The organism is Streptomyces sp. H27-H1, assembly GCF_026627445.1.
In the GTDB taxonomy this organism is placed as follows: domain Bacteria; phylum Actinomycetota; class Actinomycetes; order Streptomycetales; family Streptomycetaceae; genus Streptomyces.
On record NZ_JAPNLJ010000012.1, the window covers coordinates 57,732 to 80,685 of the forward strand.

The following is a 22,954-nucleotide window of genomic DNA, read 5'->3' on the forward strand; positions in this document are numbered from 1 at the left end:
TACATCTGGGGCAGCCCGTGCGTGAATATCTGCTGACGCTTTGCGTCACGATCGCGGTGACGTACCTACTCACCGGGCCCGTGCGGAAGTTCGCGATCGCCGTGGGCGCGATGCCGGAGATCCGTGCCCGGGACGTGCACCGGGAGCCCACTCCACGGCTCGGCGGCATCGCGATGTTCGGCGGACTGTGCGCGGGCCTGCTGGTCGCGGACCACCTGCAGAACCTCAACGGGGTCTTCGAGCTGTCGAACGAACCACGGGCCCTGCTCTCCGGGGCCGCCCTGATCTGGCTGGTCGGCGTACTCGACGACAAGTTCGAGCTCGACGCCCTGATCAAGCTCGGCGCACAGATGATCTCCGCCGGCGTGATGTGCATGCAGGGCCTGACCATCCTGTGGATCCCGGTCCCGTGGATCGGTACGGTCGCGCTCACCCCGTGGCAGGGCAACCTGCTCACCGTGGCCCTCGTCGTGATCACCATCAACGCGGTGAACTTCGTGGACGGCCTCGACGGCCTCGCCGCCGGCATGGTCTGCATCGCGACCTGTGCCTTCTTCCTCTACGCGTACCGGATCTGGTTCGGCTACGGGATCGAGGCGGCCGCGCCCGCGACGCTCTTCGCCGCCATCCTGATGGGCATGTGCCTCGGCTTCCTGCCGCACAACATGCACCCCGCCCGGATCTTCATGGGCGACTCCGGCTCGATGCTCATCGGCCTGGTTCTGGCCGCCGCGGCCATCTCCATCACCGGACAGGTGGACCCGGACGCGATGGCGCTGTTCGCGGGCGGCGAGCGCAACGCGACCCACGCGATGCTGCCGGTCTTCATCCCGCTGATCCTGCCGCTGACGATCATCGCGATCCCGATGACGGACCTCATCCTGGCCATCGTGCGCCGCACCTGGAAGGGGCAGTCGCCCTTCGCGGCGGACCGCGGACACCTCCACCACCGGCTGCTGGAGCTCGGGCATTCGCACAGCCGGGCGGTGCTCATCATGTACTTCTGGTCAGGCTTGATCGCCTTCGGTGCGGTGGCGTATTCGGTTCATTCCGCCTCGATGTGGATCGTGTTGGCGATCGCCGCACTCAGCGCCGTGGGCCTGCTCCTGCTCCTGCTGCCGCGCTTCACCCCGAGGACCCCGCAGTGGGCGGAGAAGCTGGTCCCGCCGCGCTACCGGCACGCGGAACGGGCCGCCGAGGCGGCCCTGCAGGACGACTTGACGGTGGAACCCGAACCGGCCCGGCCGATCGCCGCGGGTGTGTCCGGCGTCAACGGGGCGACTGCGATCGGCCCCCGTTCTCGCTTCCCCGACCGGCGCAAGGCCGGATCGTCGCGCTGACTCCCAGAGCGCATGTCGGACATGAACGCCCTTTACCAGACAACCCGGTTGGCTGTCGCGCACACACGCGCAGGGTCACTCTCATGTGTGACAGTCGGCACACTTCCTGGGTAAAGCTCTCATCAAATACTTTGTGATACCGTTCACTAAACCCGGCGACAGAGCCGAAGGACCGTAGTGCGACGGTCCATTGGCCCGAGGTACTCACTCGGACCGGGCTTACGCTCGTCCTGTACGAGTCCCTTGCCCCCACCACCACGCGGAGCAAACCGCCATGCGGTCAGATGACGTCCGATCCCTCCTGCAATCCGCCGTACCCACTGCTGTCGCCGGCGCTCTCGCCGCCGTCATCAGTGGCATCGTCGTCGGTGGCAAGGGGGCCGTGGGCGCCGTCGTCGCGACGGTGGTGGTGATGCTGTTCATGGGCATCGGATTCCTCGTACTGCAACGCACGGCGAAATCACTGCCGCACCTGTTCCAGGCCATGGGGCTCATGCTCTACACGGCCCAGATCCTGCTGCTCTTCGTCTTTCTCGCCGTGTTCAAGAACACGACACTGTTCCACCCCAAGGCCTTCGCGATCACGCTCGTCGCCACCACCCTCGTGTGGATCGGCGCACAGGCGCGTGCTCATATGAAGGCCAAGATCCTTTACGTCGAACCGGAATCGATGAAGGGCGACAAGCCCGGAAATTCGGGACCGAAGCCGTGAGGGGTAGGGGCGGAATAAGTGGCCGTTCGGGATGCTGCTATCGTCCGGTTTCAACTGTGGCAATGCGGGCGCGGGTATCTGAGCTGACGCCTGTTCCATCGCGAGGCTCGATGCCCGACCGCCGCCCCCACATCCGTTACACCAGTCCAGTGCCGAACAGCGGCTGTCCGCCGCGCCGACACAACGAGGTTGCCGTACCTATGCGCCACGCTGAAGGAGCCCGCGGTGAGTGCTGACCCGACGACGGTGCTCGCCTTCGAGACCGATTGCCACATCTTCGATGGTTGTGGATTCCCGGCTCCCGGCCTGCACTCGTTCATGTTCCAGCCGATCTTCGGGGACGGTGACAGCAGCTCGTACTTCAACAAGACGATGCTGCTGGCGCTGCTCGGTACGGTCGTCATCGTCGCTTTCTTCTGGGCCGCCTTCCGCAAGCCGAAGGTCGTCCCGGGCAAGCTGCAGATGGTCGCTGAGGCCGGCTACGACTTCGTACGTCGCGGCATCGTCTACGAGACGCTCGGCAAGAAGGAGGGCGAGAAGTACGTCCCCTTCATGGTCTCGCTGTTCTTCTTCGTCTGGATCCTGAACCTCTGGTCGATCATCCCCGTGGCTCAGTTCCCGGTGACGGCGATCTTCTCGTACCCGGTCGCGCTCGCGCTGATCGTCTACGTGATCTGGATGAGCGTGACGTTCAAGCGGCACGGCTTCGTCGGCGGCTTCAAGAACCTGACCGGCTACGACAAGTCGCTCGGCCCGGTTCTGCCGCTGGTCATGGTCATCGAGTTCTTCTCGAACGTGATCGTCCGGCCCTTCACCCACGCGGTCCGACTGTTTGCGAACATGTTCGCCGGTCACACCCTGCTGCTGCTGTTCACCATTGCCAGCTGGTACCTGCTGAACGGGATCGGCATCGCCTACGCGGGCGTCTCGTTCATCATGGTCATCGTGATGACCGCGTTCGAGCTGTTCATCCAGGCTGTCCAGGCGTACGTCTTCGTCCTCCTGGCCTGCAGCTTCCTGCAGGGCGCGCTCGCCGAGCACCACTGAGCCAGGCCCGCACAAAAACCCCCTGTCGTCCGGTGGCCAACCCCCACCGGTCCGTGAAAGAGAAGGAAGAACTGGCATGTCCCAGATCCTCGCTGCCACCGAAGGCGTCACCGGCTCCCTCAGCTCTGTCGGCTACGGCCTCGCGGCCATCGGCCCGGGCGTCGGCGTCGGCATCATCTTCGGTAACGGCACCCAGGCTCTTGCCCGTCAGCCCGAGGCTGCCGGTCTGATCCGCGCCAACCAGATCCTCGGCTTCGCCTTCTGTGAGGCGCTCGCCCTCATCGGCCTGGTCATGCCGTTCGTCTACTAAGACGAACCCAACGACTAGTCCGAATCGACGAAAGGCACTGATGTGAACCTCCTGGTTCTCGCGGCTGAGGGCGGGGAAAACCCCCTCATTCCGCCGATCCCCGAGCTCGTCATCGGTCTGATCGCCTTCGTCATCGTCTTCGGTTTCCTCGCGAAGAAGCTCCTCCCGAACATCAACAAGGTTCTGGACGAGCGCCGCGAGGCCATCGAAGGCGGTATCGAAAAGGCTGAGGCCGCTCAGACCGAGGCTCAGAGCGTCCTGGAGCAGTACAAGGCCCAGCTCGCCGAAGCCCGGCACGAGGCCGCTCGCCTGCGCCAGGACGCCCTGGAGCAGGGCACTGCGCTCAAGGAAGAACTGCGCGCAGAGGGCCAGCGGCAGCGTGAGGAGATCATCGCTGCCGGTCACGCCCAGATCGCGGCCGACCGCAAGGCCGCCTCTTCGGCGCTCCGACAGGACGTGGGCAAGCTCGCCACCGACCTGGCCGGAAAGCTCGTCGGCGAGTCCCTCGAGGACCACGCCCGGCAGAGCCGCACGATCGACCGTTTCCTCAGCGAGCTCGAGGAGAAGGCCGAGGCCGCACGATGAACGGAGCGAGCCGCGACGCGCTGGCCACCGCTCGTGAGCGTCTCGACGCGCTGACGGACAACACGTCCGTCGACGCGGCGAAGCTCGCCGGCGAGCTGGCGGCCGTCACCGCGCTGCTCGACCGTGAGGTCTCGCTGCGTCGGGTCATCACGGACCCGGCGCAGTCCGGCGAGGCCAAGGCCGAGCTGGCGGGTCGTCTGCTCGGCGGCCAGGTGGGCGGGGAAACCCTCGACCTGGTGTCCGGCATGGTCCGGTCCCGCTGGTCGCGCTCCCGTGACCTGGTGGATTCGCTCGAGGTACTGGCGGCCACCGCCGACCTCACGGCGGCCCAGGCCGGTGGCGGTCTCGACGACGTCGAGGACGAGCTGTTCCGGTTCGGCCGGATCGTCTCCGCGAACACCGAGCTGCGTGCAGCACTGACCGACCGGTCGGCGACCACCGCTGCCAAGAGCGAGCTGCTGCGCAGCCTGCTCGGCGGCAAGGCGAACGCCGTCACCGAGCGACTGGTCACGCGTCTCGTCACGCACCCGCGTGGACGTAGCCTGGAACAGGGACTCGAGTCCCTGTCCAAGGTCGCCGCCGAGCGTCGTGGCCGCATGGTCGCCACCGTGACCACCGCGGTTCCGCTCAGCGACGTCCAGAAGCAGCGTCTCGGCGCGGTGCTGGCCAAGCTGTACGGCCGCCCGATGCACCTGAACCTCGACGTGGACCCCACGGTCCTCGGCGGGATCTCGGTGCGGGTCGGCGACGAGGTCATCGACGGCACCATCTCGGACCGCATCGCAGAGGCGTCCCGACGCATGGCCGGCTGACCAGCCACACCTTTAGAAAAAAGCATTCCTAGCGGCCCGGTTGGGCCGTGCAGAACTTGCAGAAGATTCCTGGGGGTCGCCCCCAGACCCCTAAGAAGCTTCAGGCCCAACAAGGAGAGCAGGGAACCCAGATGGCGGAGCTCACGATCCGGCCGGAGGAGATCCGGGACGCACTGGAGAACTTTGTCCAGTCGTACCAGCCGGACGCGGCCTCGCGCGAGGAGGTCGGTACGGTCAGCGTTGCCGGCGACGGCATCGCGAAGGTGGAGGGCCTGCCCTCCGCCATGGCGAACGAACTGCTGAAGTTCGAGGACGGGACCCTTGGTCTCGCCCTCAACCTCGACGAGCGCGAGATCGGCGCCGTCGTCCTCGGCGAGTTCAGCGGTATCGAGGAGGGCCAGCCGGTGCAGCGCACCGGTGAGGTGCTCTCCGTCGGCGTCGGCGAGGGTTACCTCGGCCGCGTTGTCGACCCGCTCGGCAACCCGATCGACGGCCTCGGCGAGATCGCGACCGAGGGCCGCCGCGCCCTCGAACTGCAGGCCCCCGGCGTCATGGTCCGCAAGTCGGTCCACGAGCCGATGCAGACCGGCTACAAGGCCATCGACGCCATGGTGCCGGTCGGCCGCGGTCAGCGTCAGCTGATCATCGGTGACCGTCAGACCGGCAAGACCGCTCTTGCCGTCGACACGATCATCAACCAGCGCGACAACTGGCGCTCTGGCGACGTGAACAAGCAGGTTCGCTGCATCTACGTCGCCATCGGCCAGAAGGGCTCGACCATCGCGTCCGTTCGCGGCGCCCTGGAAGACGCCGGCGCGCTGGAGTACACGACGATCGTCGCCGCCCCGGCGTCCGACCCGGCCGGCTTCAAGTACCTGGCGCCGTACACCGGTTCGGCCATCGGCCAGCACTGGATGTACGCCGGCAAGCACGTCCTGATCATCTTCGACGACCTGTCGAAGCAGGCCGACGCCTACCGCGCCGTGTCGCTGCTGCTGCGCCGTCCGCCGGGCCGCGAGGCCTACCCGGGCGACGTCTTCTACTTGCACTCCCGTCTGCTGGAGCGCTGCGCGAAGCTCTCCGACGACATGGGTGCCGGCTCGATGACCGGTCTGCCGATCGTCGAGACCAAGGCGAACGACGTGTCGGCGTTCATCCCGACCAACGTCATCTCCATCACCGACGGCCAGTGCTTCCTTGAGTCCGACCTGTTCAACGCGGGCCAGCGCCCGGCGCTGAACGTCGGTATCTCGGTCTCCCGCGTCGGTGGCTCGGCCCAGCACAAGGCGATGAAGCAGGTTTCCGGCCGTCTGCGCCTGGACCTCGCCCAGTACCGTGAGCTGGAGGCGTTCGCCGCCTTCGGTTCCGACCTGGACGCCGCTTCGAAGTCCTCGCTGGAGCGCGGCAAGCGCCTGGTCGAGCTGCTGAAGCAGGGCCAGTACCAGCCGATGCCGGTCGAGGAGCAGGTCATCTCCGTCTGGGCCGGTACCACCGGCAAGATGGACGAGGTCCCGGTCAACGACATCCGTCGCTTCGAGTCGGAGCTGCTGGAGCACCTGCGCGTTTCGCGCAAGGACCTCCTCACCTCCATCGCGGACGGCGGCAAGATGTCGGACGACACCCTCACCTCCATCGGTGACGCCATCGCTGACTTCAAGCGTGGGTTCGAGACCTCGGACGGCAAGCTCCTGGGCGAGGACGCGCCGGCCGTCAACGTCTCCAAGTGACGACGGAAGGGACCTGACTCATGGGAGCGCAGCTCCGGGTCTACAAGCGTCGCATCCGTGCCGTCACGGCGACCAAGAAGATCACCAAGGCGATGGAAATGATCGCCGCCTCGCGCATCGTCAAGGCGCAGCGCAAGGTGGCGGCATCGATGCCGTACGCGGCCGAGCTCACCCGTGCGGTGACCGCGGTGGCGACCGGTTCGAACACCAAGCACGCCCTGACGACCGAGGTCGAGGCACCGGCGCGTGCCGCGGTTCTGCTCATCACGAGCGACCGCGGTCTGGCCGGCGGCTACTCCTCGAACGCCATCAAGCAGGCGGAGCGGCTCTCCGAGCGGCTGCGCGGCGAGGGCAAGGAGGTCGACACGTACATCGTCGGCCGTAAGGGTGCCGCCTACTACGGATTCCGCGAGCGCAAGGTCGCGGAGCTGTGGACCGGCTTCACCGACAGCCCGGCCTACGCCGACGCCAAGCGCGTCGCGGCGCCGCTGATCGAGGCCATCCAGACGGTTACGGCCGAGGGTGGCGTCGACGAGCTGCACATCGTCTACACGGAATTCGTGTCGATGATGACGCAGAACGCGGTGGACGGCCGGATGCTGCCGCTCAGCCTCGACAAGGTGGAAGAGGAGACCGGCGCGAAGGGCGAGATCCTTCCGCTGTTCGACTTCGAGCCGTCGGCGGAGGACGTCCTCGACGCCCTTCTGCCGCGCTACGTCGAGAGCCGCATCTACAACGCACTGCTGCAGTCGGCCGCTTCCGAGCACGCCGCCCGCCGCCGCGCGATGAAGTCGGCGACCGACAACGCCGGGGATCTCATCAAGAGCCTCTCCCGGCTTGCCAACGCGGCCCGCCAGGCCGAAATCACCCAGGAAATCAGCGAGATCGTCGGTGGCGCGAGCGCCATGGCTGACGCGACCGCGGGGAGTGACAAGTAATGACGACCACTGTTGAGACGGCCGCCGCCACGGGCCGCGTCGCCCGGGTCATCGGCCCGGTCGTCGACGTGGAGTTCCCCGTCGACGCCATGCCCGAGATCTACAACGCCCTCAAGGTCCAGGTCGCCGACCCGGCCGAGGACGGCAAGCTCAAGACGCTGACCCTGGAAGTCGCCCAGCACCTGGGTGACGGCGTGGTCCGCACCATCTCCATGCAGCCCACCGACGGTCTGGTCCGCCAGGCCACGGTGACCAACACGGGCGAGGGCATCACTGTCCCCGTCGGTGACTTCACCAAGGGCAAGGTGTTCAACACCCTCGGTGAGGTGCTGAACTACCCGGAGGAGAACGCCAACGTCACCGAGCGCTGGCCGATCCACCGCAAGGCGCCCCGCTTCGACGAGCTCGAGTCGAAGACCGAGATGTTCGAGACCGGCGTCAAGGTCATCGACCTTCTCACCCCGTACGTCAAGGGTGGAAAGATCGGTCTGTTCGGTGGTGCCGGTGTCGGCAAGACCGTTCTGATCCAGGAAATGATCTACCGCGTCGCCAACAACCACGACGGCGTGTCGGTCTTCGCGGGCGTCGGTGAGCGTACCCGTGAGGGCAACGACCTCATCGCGGAAATGGCCGAGTCCGGCGTCATCGACAAGACGGCGCTTGTCTTCGGTCAGATGGACGAGCCCCCGGGCACCCGTCTTCGCGTCGCCCTGGCCGGTCTGACCATGGCGGAGTACTTCCGCGATGTGCAGAAGCAGGACGTGCTCTTCTTCATCGACAACATCTTCCGTTACACCCAGGCTGGTTCGGAGGTGTCGACCCTTCTGGGCCGCATGCCGTCCGCCGTGGGTTACCAGCCGAACCTGGCTGACGAGATGGGTCTGCTGCAGGAGCGCATCACCTCGACCCGCGGTCACTCGATCACCTCGATGCAGGCGATCTACGTCCCCGCGGACGACCTGACCGACCCGGCGCCGGCCACCACCTTCGCCCACCTCGACGCGACGACGGTTCTTTCCCGTCCGATCTCCGAGAAGGGCATCTACCCGGCCGTGGACCCGCTGGACTCGACGTCCCGCATCCTCGACCCGCGGTACATCGCGGCGGACCACTACGCCACGGCGATGCGCGTCAAGGGGATCCTGCAGAAGTACAAGGACCTCCAGGACATCATCGCGATCCTCGGTATCGACGAGCTGGGCGAGGAGGACAAGCTCGTTGTCCACCGTGCCCGTCGCGTCGAGCGCTTCCTGTCGCAGAACACCCACGTGGCGAAGCAGTTCACCGGTGTGGACGGTTCGGACGTGCCGCTGGAAGAGTCGATCACTGCCTTCAACGCGATCTGCGACGGAGACTACGACCACTTCCCCGAGCAGGCGTTCTTCCTGTGCGGTGGCATCGAGGACCTGAAGGCGAACGCCAAGGAGCTGGGCGTCTCCTGAAGCCGGGCTCGTCTCTGAGCACAGCTGAATGACGGAGAGGGGCGGGTGTGTCCCGTCCCTCTCCCCACGCCCATTAGAATTTGACCCAACACCCGGCTTTCCCGCCGGGTGGTGACCCGAGGAGCCACCTTGGCTGCTGAGCTGCACGTCGAGCTGGTCGCGGCGGACCGTAACGTCTGGTCCGGCGAGGCCACCCTGGTTGTCGCGCGCACCACGTCCGGCGACATCGGCGTCATGCCCGGTCACCAGCCGCTTCTCGGTGTGCTGGAATCGGGCCCGGTGACCATCCGTACCGTCGGAGGCAACACTGTTGTCGCCGCGGTGCACGGCGGATTCATCTCGTTCGCGGACAACAAGTTGTCGCTGCTGGCCGAGATCGCCGAGCTTGCCGACGAGATTGACGTCGAGCGTGCGGAGCGGGCACTGGAGCGCGCGAAGTCGGAGACCGATGGGGCCGCCGAACGTCGCGCCGATGTCCGGCTGCGCGCGGTTTCGGGGCGCTGAGCCCCGGTACCGGTAAGAGTTTCAAACCTCAGCCGCGGCCTGTTCCGGAATTTTCGGACCGGGTCGCGGCTGAGGCGATGCGGGTCCGGCCCAGACTGCGTCTGGCAAGAACTCTGTCGTGTGCGTCATTCGATGAGCGAGGAGGTCGGTGAAAGATGCTCCTCGCTCTGCTTGTGAGCAGCCTGGTCGTAGTAGCCCTGGTGGTGATCGGGCTGTTTGTCTTCGGGCTGCGCCGCAGGCTGATCCAGCGCTCCGGCGGCACCTTCGACTGCAGCCTGCGCTGGGGCGTGGCCGATGAACCCGACGTCTCCGGCAAGGGCTGGGTGTACGGGGTCGCGCGCTACAGCGGTGACCGCATCGACTGGTTCCGCGTCTTCAGCTACTCCCCGCGGCCGCGCCGGCTGCTGGAGCGGTCCTCCATCGAGGTCATCGCCCGCCGTGCGCCCGAGGGCGAGGAGGAGCTGGCCCTGCTCTCCGACGCCGTCGTACTCGGCTGCGTGCATCGCGGGACCCGCCTGGAACTGGCGATGAGCGATGACGCGCTGACCGGTTTCCTGGCCTGGCTCGAGGCGGCGCCGCCCGGGCAACGGGTCAACGTGGCCTGAGGCCGCTGCGCCTCGCAGGACGTGAGGAAGCCGGGGAGACGGGGGCGGACCAGTCTTCCCGGCTTCGTCGTTCACCGGCTTCGTCCTTCACCGGCTGTGCATGTCACCGGCTGTGCATGTCACCATCCGTGCGTTTCAGAGGCCGTGCGTACGGGGCCTACTGAAGGCCGGTGTGGATCGCGGAGGCCAGTTCGCCGTTCGTGGTGTCGCCGCTGAACTCCCAGAAGAAGGCGCCCTTGAGGCCCTGCTGCTTCACCCAGGTCATCTTCCCGGCGATGGTGGCGGGGGTGTCGTAGCTCCACCAGTTGCTGCCGCACTTGGCGTACGCCGTGCCGGCGATGGTGCCGGTGGCCGGGCAGCCGGCCTTGAGCACCTTGTAGTCCTCGATGCCCTGCTCGTAGGTGCCCGGGGCCGGTCCGGTGGCGGTGCCGCCGGGGGTGGCCTGGGTGACGCCGGTCCAGCCGCGGCCGTAGAAGCCGATGCCGAGGTTGAGCTTGGAGCCGGCGATGCCCTTGCCCTTGAGCTTGGTGATGGCGGCCTCGGAGTTGAATCCGGCGATCGGGATGCCGGTGTACGAGGTGAGCGGGGAGTGCGGGGCGGTCGGGCCCTTGGCGTCCCACGCGCCGAAGAAGTCGTAGGTCATGACGTTGTAGAAGTCGACGTACTGGGCGGCGCCCGCGTAGTCGGCGAGGTCGAGCTTGCCTCCGTTGGAGCCGTCGGCGGAGATGGCGGCGGTGACCAGGTTGCTGCTGCCGAACTTGGTGCGCAGCGCGGAGAGGACGTTCTTCAGGGAGGCGGCCCCGCTGGTGTCGCAGGACAGGCCGCAGGCGTTCGGGTACTCCCAGTCGATGTCGATGCCGTCGAAGACGTCGGCCCAGCGCGGGTCCTCGACCAGGTCGTAGCAGGACTGGGCGAAGGCGGCCGGGTTCGCGGCGGCCTGTCCGAAGCCGCCGGACCAGGTCCAGCCGCCGAAGGAGTAGAGGACCTTGATGTTCGGGTACTTCTTCTTCAGCTGGCGCAGCTGGTTGAAGTTGCCCGCGACCGGCTGGTCCCAGGTGTCGGCGGTGCCGGAGACGCTGGAGCCGGCGTCGTAGGTCTTCTGGTAGTCGGCGTAGGCATCACCGATCGTGCACTTGCCGCCCTGGACGTTGCCGAAGGCGTAGTTGATGTGCGTGATCTTCGCGGCGCTGCCGGAGGTGACCAGGTTCTTCACGTGGTAGTTGCGCTGGTAGACGCCCCAGTCCGTGAAGTAGCCGAGCTTGACCGCGGAGCCCGGGGTGCCGGGGTCGCCGGGGTCGGTCCCGCCGCCGCCGGTGGTGGTCACCGAGAGGGCGCCGGAGGAGGGCCCGGTCTGGTCGATCGTGTCGCGGGCGACGACCGTGTAGCTGTAGGTCGTGCCCTTGGTCAGGCCCGTGGCGGTGTACGAGGGGCTGGTGACGGTGGCGACCTTGGCCCCGCCGCGGTAGACGTCGTAGTTCTTGACGCCCTTGTCGTCGGTGGCCGCGGCCCAGCCGAGGGTCAGTCCGGTGTCGGTGACGCCACTGGCCGTGGGGGTGCCGGGGGCGCTGGGCGGATTGTCGGTGGGGGTGGTGCCGCCGTCGCAGCTGCCGCCGTTGATCCTGCAGCCGGCGGGGGCGCCGCCGCCCGTGCCGTTGAAGCCGAAGCTGACGGTGGCGCCCGGGGCGAGGGTGCCGTTCCAGCCGACGTTCTTGCCGCTCCAGTGGGTGCCGGAGCTGGTGACGGTGGCGTCCCAGGCGGAAGTGACGGCGGTGCCGGCCGGGTAGTCCCACTCGACGTTCCAGCTGCTGAGGGTGGTCGTGCCGGTGTTCTTCACCGTCCACTTGCCCTCGAAGCCGGAGCCCCAGTCGGAGACCTTGGTGTACGTCGCGGTGGCCGAGGCGGCGGCCTCGGCGGGACCGGCGAGGGCCACGAGTCCGGCGACGGGCAGGGTGAGGACGGCCAGTGCGGCCGCGACTCTTCGCAGTAGCGGTGCGCGTCGTGGGGGTGCTGTGCTCAAGGGTGCTCCTCCGAGGTCCGCGGCGGCCGTGGGGACGGCCGCCGCATGGGGGTGGGACCTGCGCCGCCCGTGAGCGTGTCCGTATGACGTCTTGTCATGGCACGCTCACCACAGTTTTGCGTGAGAGTAGAAAGGTCTGGACCAACCGTCAAGAGGTCCAGACCTTCTGTATCCGCCCCGGAAATATTTCCGGCCGGATTCGGCTAGATCCCCAACTCCTGTGCCAGCACTGCCGCTTGAACCCGGCTGCGCAGCTCCAGCTTCCCCAGCACCCGGCTGACGTGGGTCTTCGCCGTCGCCTCCGCCATATCCAGGCGTACCGCGATCTCGGCGTTCGACAGGCCCTCGCCCAGGCACCCGAACACCTCCCGCTCGCGCGGGGTCAGCGATCGCACCGCCGCCGGCACGGGCACCCGTACCGGCCGTGGAGCCGCGAACTCCGCGATCAGCCGACGGGTCACCGCCGGGGCGATCGTGCCCTCCCCGCGCGCGACGGTCCGTACCGCCGCGATCAGCTCCGCCGCGTCCGCGTCCTTCAGCAGGAAGCCGGCGGCGCCCGCGCGCAGCGCCCCGAAGACGTACTCGTCCAAGTCGAAGGTGGTGAGCACGAGGACGTCGGCCAAGCCCTCCGCCACGACTTGGCGGGTCGCCGAGACCCCGTCCAGGCGCGGCATCTGCACGTCCATGAGCACCAGATCCGGCCGCAGCTCGCGGGCCAGCCGCACGGCCTCCTCCCCGTCCGCCGCCTCGCCCGCCACCTCGATGTCGCCGGCGCTGCGCAGGATCAGCACCAGCCCGGCCCGTACCGCGCTCTGGTCCTCCGCCACCACGACCCTGATCGTCACGCCCGTACCCCTTCCTCCGTCACGGGCAGCGTCGCCCGGACCCGCCAGAGCGCGCCGGCGCGGCCCGCTTCGAATGTTCCGCCGAGCAACTGCGTCCGCTCCCGCATCCCGGTCAGGCCGGCGCCGGAGCCGGGTGCGCGGGGTCCGGGGCGCTCCCCGTAGGGGGAGTCGACCACGACCCGCAGCGCGCCGTCCCCGTCCCCGTCCCCGGTCCTGCTCCGCCCCGTGGGGTGGTCGCGGGCCAGGCGGACGGTGACCGTGCCGGGGGCCGCGTGTTTGAGGGCGTTGGTCAGCGACTCCTGGACGATCCGGTACGCCGCCAGCTCCACCGGGGCGGGCAGCTGCTCACGGGCCTCCCCGGATTCCGTGGCCTTCCCGGGCTCCCCGGGCCTCCCGGGCCTCCCGGTCTTCCCGGTCTTCCCGGCGGTGGCCCCGGGCCGGTCGTCGAGGAGTACGAAGTCCAGCCCGCTCCCGGCCCCGGTCGTACGCGCCTGCGCCAGCAGCGCGTCCAGCCCGTCCAGGGTCGGCGTGGCGACGGCCCCCTGCCCGGCCCCCGCGTCGCGCAGCAGTCCGATCAGGCGGCGCATCTCGGCCAGACCCTGGACGCTGTTCTCCCGGATCACCCCGAGCGCCTCGCGGCTGGTGGCGGGGGAGTCGATGGAGAGCGCGGCGGTGGAGTGGATGGCGATGGCGGAGAGGTGGTTGGCGACCATGTCGTGCAGTTCGCGGGCCATCCGGGCACGCTCGGCGACGACCGCCTGCGCGCGGTCCATCTCGGCCAGCAGCGCGGTCTGCTCGGCGCGCAGCCGGGCGGCCACGGCGGCCTCGCGGTGGTTGCGCAGGGTGGCGCCGGTCAGCGCCGGGCCGAAGCTCACGATGCCGGTGATCACGCCGATCAGCAGGGCCTGCGGGGTGCGCAGCCAGGCGACGGAGGCGATGGTCACGGCGACGGTGATCAGCCCGGTGGTCACCGGCAGGCGGCGGGCCATGGCCGGTTTGCCGTAGACGACGGCCGCGTACATCAGGTCGGTGAAGATCAGGACGGTGGCCAGGCTCCCCACGGTGAACTGGTCGGCGACCAGCCCGGCGGTGCCGACCGCCAAAGTCGTGCGGGGCATGCTGCGGCGGAGCAGCTCCATGGGGCCCAGGGCCAGGAGGGGCACCAGCGCCGCCCAGGCGGGGAACAGGTCCCGGGAAGCGGAGCTGTACACGCCGAGCGACCACAGGAGCAGGCCGGCGGCCACGCTGACCACGGCGAGGAGTACGTCGTCGCGGTGCGGGGGCGGGATCTTCCTGTTCACGCTCTCATCCAACAGGGTGCGGCGCGGGCGGGCATCGCCATCGGGGCCGAGGCGCCGTACATCGAAGGATGCAGTGCGCCGCGCCCGTCTTTCGTCATCGGTGACGAGGTACCGGGGCGTGCGGGGCGGGAGGCTGGATGCGTCCCCCATCACCATCACTCACCATCACCATCACCGCCGGAACGGAGAGGCCCGTGCTCGTCGCCCTGATCATCGCCTGCGAGGTCGGTTTCTGGGTCCTGCTGACCGGCGGCCTGGCCCTGCGCTACCTCGCGAAGAAGCCGAAGCTCGGCGCGGCCGTCCTGCTGTGCGAGCCCCTGCTGGAGCTGGTCCTGCTGGTGGCCACCACCCTGGACCTGCGCGGCGGCGCCGAGCCGGACTGGAAGCACGGGGTGGCCGCGCTCTACCTCGGCTACACCGTCGCCTACGGGCACTACACGGTGAAGTGGCTCGACGGCCACGCCGCGTACCGCCTGGCCGGGGGCCCGAAGCCGGCCGGGGCCGGCTACGGGAGGGCGCGGGCCGTCCACGAGTGGAAGCTGGTCGGCCGGACCGTCCTCGCGGCGGCCGTCGCGATCGGCCTGCTCCAGATCGCCGTCTGGTACGTGGGCGGCTCGGGCGACACCGGCTCACTGCAGGGGTGGCAGTTCACGGCGCTGCGGATGACCGGCATCCGCGCGCTGATCGCCGCCGCCTACACGCTCTGGCCGAAACGCGCCCCCGCGCAGGCCGAACTACAGAACCGGTAGCTCCGGGGCTCAGCGCTCGCCGCCCGGAACCCACAGGACGTCGCCGACCTCCTTGTTGGCCGTGCGGGCCAGGATGAAGAGGAGGTCGGAGAGGCGGTTGAGGTAGGTGGCCGTCAGCGGGTTCATGACCTCGCCGTGCGCCTCCAGGGCCGCCCACGTGGAGCGCTCTGCCCGCCGGACCACCGTGCAGGCCTGGTGCAGGAGGGCGGCGCCGGGGGTGCCGCCGGGGAGGATGAAGCTGCGGAGCTTCTCCAGCTCGCCGTTGAAGAGGTCGCAGTCGGCCTCCAGCTTGTCCACGTAGAACTGCTCGACGCGCAGCGGCGGGTACTCGGGGTTCTCGGCGACCGGGGTGCAGAGGTCCGCGCCCACGTCGAACAGGTCGTTCTGCACCCGGACCAGGACCTTCACGACATCGGCGGGCAGCGCGCCGAGCGCGATGGCCGTCCCGATGGCCGCGTTGGCCTCGTTGGCGTCGGCGTACGCCGAGATCCGCACATCGGTCTTGGCCGTGCGGCTCATGTCGCCGAGCGCGGTCGTGCCCTTGTCGCCGGTGCGGGTGTAGATGCGCGTGAGGTTCACCATGCCGCCAGCCTAGTGCGGGTCAACTACGGGCCCCTGGCGCACTGCTGGGCCGTCCCGGTGTGATGTCCGTCATCTGAGACGTGACGCGTGTTACTTAGCGGTCACACCGCCCCCCACGAGCGCTAGTCTCCGCCGGAGAACGAACGAGGCTGTGCCGTATTCGAAAGCGTGGGGTGTGCAGTGGCTGGGAAGCTCGCCGTCATCGGTGCCGGACTGATGGGTTCCGGAATCGCGCAGGTCTCCGCTCAGGCGGGTTGGGACGTCGTGCTGCGCGACGTCACCGATGCCGCTCTGACGCGCGGTACCGACGGGATCAAGGCCTCGTACGACAGGTTCGTCTCCAAGGGCAGACTGACGGCCGAGGACGCCGAGGCCGCGCTCGCCCGCATCACCACGACCACCGAGCTCGAAGCGGTGGCCGACGCCGACATCGTCGTCGAGGCCGTCTTCGAGAAGCTCGAGGTCAAGCACGAGATCTTCCGCGCGCTCGACAAGCTCGTGCGCGAGGACGCGATCCTCGCCTCCAACACCTCGGCCATCCCGATCACCAAGATCGCGGCCGTGACGGAGCGTCCGGAGCGGGTCGTCGGCGCGCACTTCTTCTCACCCGTCCCGATGATGCAGCTGTGCGAGCTCGTACGCGGCTACAAGACGAGCGACGAAACCCTCGCCACCACCCGGGCATTCGCCGAGTCCGTCGGCAAGACCTGCATCGTCGTCAACCGCGACGTGGCCGGATTCGTGACAACCCGTCTGATTTCCGCACTGGTCGTCGAAGCCGCCAAACTGTACGAATCGGGCGTCGCCTCGGCGGAGGACATCGACATCGCCTGCAAGCTCGGCTTCGGCCACGCGATGGGCCCGCTGGCCACCGCGGACCTCACCGGCGTCGACATCCTGCTGCACGCCACCAGCAACATCTACACCGAATCGCAGGACGAGAAGTTCGCGCCGCCGGAGCTGATGCGCCGCATGGTGGACGCGGGCGACATCGGCCGCAAGAGCGGTCAGGGCTTCTACAAGCACTGAGCATCCGTTCGAATTCCTGCACCCCACAGGGTGAATTAGGTATCGGTTCGCTCACGGTCGGCAACTTCCCTGCCCCTGAGGCAGTCAGTTGCAGTGAGAGTTGCCGACCACGGACCAGTCGGACCATCCGTACTCCGTACCGCACTGCCGGGAGCACACATGCACATCAGGGGCGACCACGCCGAACTCGCTGTCGGGGGTCGCCTCGACGTGCGCAGCGCGGCGGACGCCCGTACGGTCCTGCACACCGCCCTGGACGACGGTCACGGCGACCTCGTGCTGGACCTCACCGGGCTCGACTCCTGGGACGCGACGGGCCTCGGCGTGATCATGGGCGCCCACCGCCGGGCCGGCCGGACCGGCCGGCGGCTCGTCCTGCGCGGGGTCCCGCCGCAGATGCAGCGGCTGCTCGTGGCCACCCGGCTGCACCGGATCCTGGCGATCGAGGGCGGGCTGGAAGCGGAGTCGCTGCCCCGTGCCTGACGCCCGCAGGCTCTCCGCGGGAGCCGCCCGAACGTAACGGTCCGGTGGTGAAGGGACCCCTGCGGTTCCCGCACCACCGGGCACGGTTTAGGGTTCGGGCGGAAACCGGACCAGTAGCGACAGCGGCGTGGGCGAAGGCCGGGCGAGACGACGGCGCACGGCGCGATCGGGGGACTGGGTCATGGACCGCAGCAGCACACAGGGGCAGGCCGATCCGGTGGAGCAGCCCGCCCGGGTGGTGACACTGACCGCCGGGGCCTTCACCGTCACCGTGAACCCCGTCGACGGCAGCGAGATCGTGTCGACCCACCGCCCCGGCGGCGAGCCCGCCCGCACACCGGCCAAGCGCACCCCTGCCGCCCGCACCTCCCGCGCGGCCGCCGCGCGGCCCCCGGTACCGCCGGGCGCCCCAGCCGGTGCACGGCCCCTGCGGGGCCGAGAGGAAGAACGCGAGCGCCTCGTACGCCTCCTCGCGCGCGGCCGCTCCGTACGGCTGACCGGGCCGCCCGGATCCGGGCGCACGGCGCTGCTCGACGCGGTCGCCGACGCCTGCGCGGACATGGCCCCCGACGGGGTCGTACGGCTCTGCGCGTACGGATACCAGCAGCCCTCCGAGCTGCTCCACGCGCTGTACGCCACCGTGTACGAGGCTCCGGCCGAACGCCCCGACCGGGCCGAACTCCTCGCCCGCGTGGGGGAGATAGGCGCCGTCGTCCTGATCGACGACCTCGACATGGGCGGAACCGCCCTCGACGAACTGCTGCGGGCCACGCCGGAGTGCGCCTACTTGCTCGCCGCCACCCCCGACACCCGGGCCCCCTCCGACGACTCGCACCTCGAAGAGGTCTTCCTCGGCGGACTGGCCCGCGCAGACTGCGTGGCCCTGCTCGAATCGGGCGCCGGACGGGCGCTGACGGACGAGGAGACGGCCTGGGCGGGAGACCTGCGCTTCGCCTCCGAGGGGCTGCCGCTGCGCTTCGTACAGGCCGCCGCGCTCCTGCGGCAGCGCGACGAGCTCAACCGGACCGACGCGAAGGACGAGGGCGAGGAGCCCGGCGTCTTCGAGGAGCGGCCGCGCGACACCGTGTTCGTGCCGCTGCCTACGCTTGCCGAGGCAGCCGCTCCGGCGGAGCTGCTCGCCTCACGCGTCAGCGAGTCGGCGCGGGCCGCCCTGCGGATCGCCTGCGCGCTGGGCGGGGAGCTGCCGCACCACGCGCACCTGCCCGCGCTGGTCGGAGACACACACGCGGACACAGCGGTCGCGGAGCTGCTCGACTGCGGGCTGCTGAGCCCCGTCGGGACGCGCTACCGGCTGGCCGCGGGGGTCGCGCGACAGCTGGAGGAGATCGGGTACGGGGACACCGCGGCCGAGGAGGCCCGTACGGCCGCCCGGCACTACGCCTGGTGGACCGGGCACACCTCGGTGACCCCCGAGCGGGTCGCGGCGGAGGCCGACGCGGTACTCGCGGCACTGGCCGGGGCCGATGTGGTGGCCTCGGTACTCCTGGCCCGGACGGCGGCCCCCGCATTCGCGGCCTCGCTGTACTGGGAGGCCTGGGAGCGCGTGCTGCGCTCGGGTGCGGAGGCCGCGCGCAAGGCCGGCGAGGTCGCGGAGCAGGCGTACTTCCACCACGAACTGGGCGTACTGGCCCTGTGTGAGGGCCGCGTCGACCGGGCGCGGGCCGAGCTGGAGGCCTCGATCGGGCTGCGCGGAGCGCTGGCCGACAAGCGGGGCACCGTGGCGGGACGGCGGGCGCTGGCCCTGGTCACCGACCGGGAGGCGGCGGAGGTCCAGGTGTCGCCGCCGCTGCGGCTCGCTCCGCCGGCCGCCTCCCCGGCTCCGGCCGGGGGCGTCGCCAGGTCGGCCGGCTCGGGTCCGCTGACGGCGGCGGCGCTGGGGGTCGCGCCGGTTCCGGGGGCATCGGGTGTTCCGGGTGTTCCGGGGGCACCGCTGGTTCCGGGAACTGGCGCCACTCCGTCGGCTCCGGGCGCTTCCGGGACTTCGGGAGTTCCGCCTGTCGCAGGGGCTCGTGGGGCCGTAGGGGCTCTCGGGGCCGCGAGGACTCCGCTGGCTCCTGGTGCTCCTGGTGCTCCTGGTGGTCCAGGTGCCCCTAGTGGTCCAGGGACTGTTGCTGTTCCCGGGGCTCCGGTCACTCCGGTGACTCCTGCGGCTCCGGTGACCCCGGCGACCCTGGGGAAGGCTCTCGCGGCCCTGCCCGCGGTCGCCCCGGTACCCGAGCGCGCGGCGGCGGGGGCTTCGGGCCCCGGTACGACGGTGCTGCCCGCGGTGGCGCCGGCGGGCTCCGTGGCGCCCGCGACCCTGGCGGAGGTGTTCGAGGAAGCCTTCCCCCTCGGCACCGAGCCGGCCCCGGCGCCCAAAGCACTGCCCCAGCCGAAGCCGAAGGGGCCCGGCCGCAAGCCGCTGCTGCTGGCCGCGGCCGGGGCGCTGGCCGTGGTGGTGCTGGGCACGGTGGTCGCACTGGCGGTGACCACCGAGGACAAGACCCCGCAGCCGGCGCGCGCGCCGGGTGTCTCCACGGCGCCGACCTCGGAGGAGGCGCAGACGCCGCCGAGTTCACCCGGTCCGAGCGGCAGCGTTCCTTCGCCGGAGCCGGAAGCCTCGGCGCCCACCACGCAGGCACCGGGTACGACCCCGACGCCGCGCAAGTCGTCCACGCCGAAGCCGACGCCGACTCCGCAGACGTCGAGCCCGGCGAACCCGCCTCCGCCGCCGGTGAGCAGTTCGGCCCCGCCGGTGAGCAGCTCGCCGCCGCCGGCTTCCCCGAGCCCGTCCCCGTCCGTGTCCTCGTCGCCGAGCGCCACGCCGACGGGACCGGTCGTTCCTCCGGAAACCACTGCGGGCGGGACGGGCGAGACGGCCCCCTGACGGGCCGTGCACGCCGGCCGGCGGCCGCTGCTAGAACAGGCGGAGCTTGTCGTCCTCGATGCCGCGCATGGCGTTGTAGTCGAGGATGACGCAGTCCATGCCGCGGTCGTTCGCCAGGACGCGGGCCTGGGGCTTGATCTCCTGGGCCGCGAAGACTCCCTTGACCGGCGCCAGGTGCGGGTCCCGGTTCAGGAGCTCCAGGTAACGCGTGAGCTGTTCGACGCCGTCGATCTCGCCGCGGCGCTTGATCTCCACCGCCACCGTCGCACCGGAGGCGTCCCGGCACAGGATGTCGACCGGCCCGATCGCGGTCATGTACTCGCGGCGGATCAGCGTGTAGCCCTCGCCGAGGGTGTCGATCCGGTCGGCCAGCAGCTCCTGCAGGTGGGCCTCGACCCCGTCCTTGATGAGGCCCGGATCGATGCCCAGCTCGTGCGAGGAGTCGTGGAGGACTTCCTCCATGGTGATGATGAGCTTCTCGCCCGCCTTGTTGACGACGGTCCAGACGCCGGCGTCGTCACCGCTCCCCTCCTTGAGGGTGCACGGCGGCGACATCCAGTTGAGCGGTTTGTACGCTCGGTCGTCCGCGTGGATCGAGACACTCCCGTCGGCCTTCACGAGGATCAGACGGGGTGCCGAGGGCAGATGGGCGGTGAGCCGGCCCGCGTAATCGACGGAGCAGCGGGCAATGACGAGACGCATGGTCGGCAACGCTACTCGACGAGAAGGCCTGTACGCGATTCGCCCCCGAAAGCCCCCTTCGTGGATGGCGCGTTGTATGCGCATTCTCCTGGTGCGGTCCCCACCGGGCGCCTACCGTGGTGAGCGGGAGGTTGCGACACGGGCACTCTGCGTCGCGAACTCCCTCCCTGCCCGTAAGGCTCCGGCAACCCAATCAGCCGGAGTCGCGAGAGGAGAACCCATGTCGCTCGACGTCTCACCGGCCCTACTCGAACAGGCCGAGCGAGGCGAGGTCGACGAAGCCGCTTTCGTCGACTGCGTCCGGACCTCCCTGCCCTACGCATGGGAGATGGTCAGCTCGCTGGTGGCCCAGCTGAAGGTGGACGGCGGACAGTTCGCCGACAACCAGACGCCGCCGCCCGACGAGCAGGCGCGTGGCCAGCTGCTGCGCGCCCTCGCGAGTGACGCGATACGGGGTGCGCTGCAGCGCCACTTCGGAGTGCGCCTGGCATTCCAGAACTGCCACCGGGTAGCCGTGTTCCCGCTGGACTCCTCGGTGGACGACCGGCTGGCCAAGTTCACTTCGATCCGTGGTCAGCTGCTGAACCAGTCGCCCGAAATGCGCGACTGTTAGCCGGAAGTCCGCAGACAGCACGACCGCACCTCCGCACGACCGGTACCTCCGCACGACCGGTACCTCGCTGCCGCTCCGGAGCCAACGGAGCGGCAGCCCTGGTCTCACCCGAGCCGGGGCAGCACCTCGGCGCCGAGGCGGCGGAGGTTCTCCTCGGTCGAGGCGAGGTCACCCGATCCCTCCGTCAGCAGGGCGAACCGTGTGATGCCCGTACGCTCCGACGTGGCCGCCAACCGGTCGGCCGCCAGCTCCGGTGTCCCCACGGGATGCAGATCGCACAACAGCTCGGTGTACGCGACCGGATCCCGCATCGCCCGCTGCCGCCCGTCCACCGTGACGTGGGCGTCCAGGCCCTGCTTGAGCCAGCCCGGCATCGCCTTCAGCAGCGTTTCGCGGGCGTCCGCCGTCCGGTCCGCCAGCTGGCAGACCCCGGCCGACACATGGCCCGCCTCGGGCGAACGGCCCGCGGCCCGCGCCGTACGCCGCCACAGCTCGACCATGGCTGCTTTGTCCTCGTCCCCGCAGTGCATGCCCAGCAGCATCGGCAGTCCACGCTCCGCGGCCAGCCGAACCGAGCCGGGGGAGGTGCAGGCAACGATCAGTTCCGGCCCACTCCCGTCGCCGTGCAGCGCCTCCGACGCGCGCGGTACGACGGGCACCTCGCGGAAGCCGTACCGGCCGCCGGCCGCCGCTGCGGACGACTGCCCCACCCGGGGTTCGGCGAGCCAGCGGCGCAGCAGGTCCAGGTCCTCCGGGAAACGGTTCTCGTACGCGTCGAGCCCGCCGCCGAAGACCTCCAGGTCCACCCACGGGCCGCCCCGGCCCACCCCCAGGGTGAACCGCCCCTCCGAGGTCAGGTGCAGCAGGGCCGCCTGCTCGCCCAGGGCCACCGGATGGGTGCTCGGCAGCACGCTCACCGCGGTGCCCACGCGCAGCCGCCGGGTGCGTCCCAGCATCAGGGCCGCCAGGGTCACCGCGGACGGGCAGACCCCGTACGGGACGAAGTGGTGCTCGGCGAGCCAGACCGAGTCGAGCCCGGCCTCCTCGGCCACCTCGGCGGTCCGCACCGCCCGGTGCAGTGCCTCTCCCTGTCCCTGGCCCGGGAACTGGGCAGCCAGTACAAACGCTCCTACGCGCATCGCCTTTAGCCTCCTCGCGGCTGACGCGGCCTCCCCCAGGCGGACCGGTTACCTCACCGGCAACAACGTCTGACACGTGCCAAAGGCACGGCCTGACAGGAAAGTTATTGGGATTGTCGGGCCGGTCGCGTACTCACGACGGTCGTCTTCGGCCACCCTGCGGGTACCCGGCCTCGCTGCGCGTAGTCTGGGAGAAAGTCACTGCCGTCCGCCCATCCGTGAGGTATACGTGTCACCGCGCCACAACCGCCCCAGGGGCGGCGAGAATCCAGTCGATCGTTCGGACCAGGGCTCGGCCCCGGGCGGCCTGGACCGGTACGGTCTCGAGCGCACGGAGGAGTACCAGGGCGAGGAGTGGAAGATCCGGCACGTCGCGGGCGCGAGCTCGGTGGGCAAGCGTTACCGCTGCCCCGGCTGTGACCAGGAGATCCCCTCCGGCACCCCGCACCTGGTGGCCTGGCCCGAGTACGGTGGCGTCGACGACCGCAGGCACTGGCACAAGGCCTGCTGGAACGCGAAGGACCGCCGCACCTCCAAGGTGCAGCGGTCCCGCAACGCTCCCAAGTACTGAACGCTCCCGAGTAC

23 protein-coding genes are annotated in these 22,954 nt (G+C 69.6%); 17 read left to right on the plus strand and 6 right to left on the minus strand.

Annotation, left to right across the window (positions count from 1 at the left end; all coding sequences use genetic code 11):
* Window positions 1–5 precede the first annotated feature (5 nt).
* The 11 genes from OTB20_RS15485 to OTB20_RS15535 all read left to right on the plus strand — a co-directional run bounded on the left by OTB20_RS15485 (window position 6) and on the right by OTB20_RS15535 (window position 10,022).
* On the plus strand, window positions 6–1,340 hold the full coding sequence (locus tag OTB20_RS15485) for an MraY family glycosyltransferase (RefSeq protein ID WP_267818154.1): 1,335 nt from the start codon (window positions 6–8) through the stop codon (window positions 1,338–1,340).
* A gap of 274 nt (window positions 1,341–1,614) precedes the next feature.
* The gene (locus tag OTB20_RS15490) at window positions 1,615–2,052 is read left to right on the plus strand and encodes a hypothetical protein (RefSeq protein ID WP_267817978.1); all 438 of its coding nucleotides are present in this window, start codon (window positions 1,615–1,617) and stop codon (window positions 2,050–2,052) included.
* 210 nt (window positions 2,053–2,262) lie between these two features.
* Complete coding sequence (atpB, locus tag OTB20_RS15495) at window positions 2,263–3,099, plus strand: F0F1 ATP synthase subunit A (RefSeq protein WP_267818155.1); 837 nt, start codon at window positions 2,263–2,265, stop codon at window positions 3,097–3,099.
* 76 nt (window positions 3,100–3,175) lie between these two features.
* Window positions 3,176–3,409 carry an ATP synthase F0 subunit C gene (gene atpE, locus OTB20_RS15500; protein WP_073773063.1) on the plus strand — a complete coding sequence of 78 codons (234 nt, stop codon included), beginning with the start codon at window positions 3,176–3,178 and terminating at the stop codon, window positions 3,407–3,409.
* A 42-nt stretch (window positions 3,410–3,451) separates the two neighbouring features.
* Window positions 3,452–3,994 (plus strand): F0F1 ATP synthase subunit B, encoded by a 543-nt coding sequence (locus OTB20_RS15505; RefSeq protein WP_254384247.1) that lies wholly within the window; start codon window positions 3,452–3,454, stop codon window positions 3,992–3,994.
* A complete protein-coding gene (locus OTB20_RS15510; RefSeq protein ID WP_267817981.1) occupies window positions 3,991–4,806 on the plus strand; it encodes a F0F1 ATP synthase subunit delta in 816 nt (271 codons plus the stop codon). The genes OTB20_RS15505 and OTB20_RS15510 overlap by 4 nt, the downstream gene beginning before the upstream one ends.
* 131 nt (window positions 4,807–4,937) lie before the next feature.
* A complete protein-coding gene (gene atpA, locus OTB20_RS15515) occupies window positions 4,938–6,533 on the plus strand; it encodes a F0F1 ATP synthase subunit alpha (protein WP_267817983.1) in 1,596 nt (531 codons plus the stop codon).
* Between the two features lie 20 nt (window positions 6,534–6,553).
* The gene (locus OTB20_RS15520) at window positions 6,554–7,471 is read left to right on the plus strand and encodes a F0F1 ATP synthase subunit gamma (protein WP_267817985.1); all 918 of its coding nucleotides are present in this window, start codon (window positions 6,554–6,556) and stop codon (window positions 7,469–7,471) included.
* Window positions 7,471–8,913, plus strand: a complete 1,443-nt coding sequence (gene atpD, locus OTB20_RS15525; protein WP_267752084.1) for a F0F1 ATP synthase subunit beta — start codon at window positions 7,471–7,473, stop codon at window positions 8,911–8,913. The genes OTB20_RS15520 and atpD overlap by 1 nt, the downstream gene beginning before the upstream one ends.
* Window positions 8,914–9,042: 129 nt before the next feature.
* Window positions 9,043–9,417 carry a F0F1 ATP synthase subunit epsilon gene (locus OTB20_RS15530; protein WP_267752085.1) on the plus strand — a complete coding sequence of 125 codons (375 nt, stop codon included), beginning with the start codon at window positions 9,043–9,045 and terminating at the stop codon, window positions 9,415–9,417.
* A 155-nt stretch (window positions 9,418–9,572) separates the two neighbouring features.
* Window positions 9,573–10,022 carry a DUF2550 domain-containing protein gene (locus tag OTB20_RS15535; protein ID WP_267817986.1) on the plus strand — a complete coding sequence of 150 codons (450 nt, stop codon included), beginning with the start codon at window positions 9,573–9,575 and terminating at the stop codon, window positions 10,020–10,022.
* A 157-nt stretch (window positions 10,023–10,179) separates the two neighbouring features.
* Here OTB20_RS15535 and OTB20_RS15540 read toward each other — a convergent pair whose 3' ends face one another.
* From OTB20_RS15540 to OTB20_RS15550, 3 genes are all read right to left on the minus strand, one after another.
* Window positions 10,180–12,039, minus strand: a complete 1,860-nt coding sequence (locus tag OTB20_RS15540) for a glycoside hydrolase family 18 chitinase (protein ID WP_267817988.1) — start codon at window positions 12,037–12,039, stop codon at window positions 10,180–10,182.
* 203 nt (window positions 12,040–12,242) lie between these two features.
* A complete protein-coding gene (locus OTB20_RS15545; protein WP_267817989.1) occupies window positions 12,243–12,884 on the minus strand; it encodes a response regulator in 642 nt (213 codons plus the stop codon).
* Window positions 12,881–14,185: a sensor histidine kinase gene (locus OTB20_RS15550; protein WP_267817991.1), complete on the minus strand. Its 1,305-nt coding sequence runs from the start codon at window positions 14,183–14,185 to the stop codon at window positions 12,881–12,883. The genes OTB20_RS15545 and OTB20_RS15550 overlap by 4 nt, the downstream gene beginning before the upstream one ends.
* Window positions 14,186–14,379: 194 nt before the next feature.
* Between OTB20_RS15550 and OTB20_RS15555 the strand changes: the two genes are divergently transcribed.
* Window positions 14,380–14,934, plus strand: a complete 555-nt coding sequence (locus tag OTB20_RS15555) for a hypothetical protein (RefSeq protein WP_267818157.1) — start codon at window positions 14,380–14,382, stop codon at window positions 14,932–14,934.
* Between the two features lie 9 nt (window positions 14,935–14,943).
* On the opposite strand, the gene OTB20_RS15560 is transcribed toward OTB20_RS15555, so the two are convergent.
* Window positions 14,944–15,516, minus strand: a complete 573-nt coding sequence (locus OTB20_RS15560) for a cob(I)yrinic acid a,c-diamide adenosyltransferase (protein WP_267752090.1) — start codon at window positions 15,514–15,516, stop codon at window positions 14,944–14,946.
* A 180-nt stretch (window positions 15,517–15,696) separates the two neighbouring features.
* Between OTB20_RS15560 and OTB20_RS15565 the strand changes: the two genes are divergently transcribed.
* The 3 genes from OTB20_RS15565 to OTB20_RS15575 all read left to right on the plus strand — a co-directional run bounded on the left by OTB20_RS15565 (window position 15,697) and on the right by OTB20_RS15575 (window position 19,915).
* Complete coding sequence (locus OTB20_RS15565) at window positions 15,697–16,545, plus strand: 3-hydroxyacyl-CoA dehydrogenase family protein (protein ID WP_267817993.1); 849 nt, start codon at window positions 15,697–15,699, stop codon at window positions 16,543–16,545.
* 159 nt (window positions 16,546–16,704) lie between these two features.
* Window positions 16,705–17,028 carry an STAS domain-containing protein gene (locus tag OTB20_RS15570; protein WP_243336243.1) on the plus strand — a complete coding sequence of 108 codons (324 nt, stop codon included), beginning with the start codon at window positions 16,705–16,707 and terminating at the stop codon, window positions 17,026–17,028.
* Between the two features lie 181 nt (window positions 17,029–17,209).
* Window positions 17,210–19,915, plus strand: coding sequence for an ATP-binding protein (locus OTB20_RS15575; protein ID WP_267817995.1), 2,706 nt, complete (start codon window positions 17,210–17,212; stop codon window positions 19,913–19,915).
* Window positions 19,916–19,945: 30 nt separating this feature from the next.
* On the opposite strand, the gene nucS is transcribed toward OTB20_RS15575, so the two are convergent.
* Window positions 19,946–20,617: an endonuclease NucS gene (gene nucS / locus OTB20_RS15580; protein ID WP_267752093.1), complete on the minus strand. Its 672-nt coding sequence runs from the start codon at window positions 20,615–20,617 to the stop codon at window positions 19,946–19,948.
* Window positions 20,618–20,837: 220 nt separating this feature from the next.
* On the opposite strand from nucS, the gene OTB20_RS15585 reads away from it, so the two are divergent.
* The gene (locus OTB20_RS15585; protein WP_267752094.1) at window positions 20,838–21,230 is read left to right on the plus strand and encodes an SCO5389 family protein; all 393 of its coding nucleotides are present in this window, start codon (window positions 20,838–20,840) and stop codon (window positions 21,228–21,230) included.
* A 104-nt stretch (window positions 21,231–21,334) separates the two neighbouring features.
* Here OTB20_RS15585 and OTB20_RS15590 read toward each other — a convergent pair whose 3' ends face one another.
* Window positions 21,335–22,369: an LLM class flavin-dependent oxidoreductase gene (locus tag OTB20_RS15590; protein ID WP_267817997.1), complete on the minus strand. Its 1,035-nt coding sequence runs from the start codon at window positions 22,367–22,369 to the stop codon at window positions 21,335–21,337.
* A gap of 229 nt (window positions 22,370–22,598) precedes the next feature.
* On the opposite strand from OTB20_RS15590, the gene OTB20_RS15595 reads away from it, so the two are divergent.
* Complete coding sequence (locus OTB20_RS15595) at window positions 22,599–22,940, plus strand: ATP/GTP-binding protein (protein ID WP_267817999.1); 342 nt, start codon at window positions 22,599–22,601, stop codon at window positions 22,938–22,940.
* Window positions 22,941–22,954 lie beyond the last annotated feature (14 nt).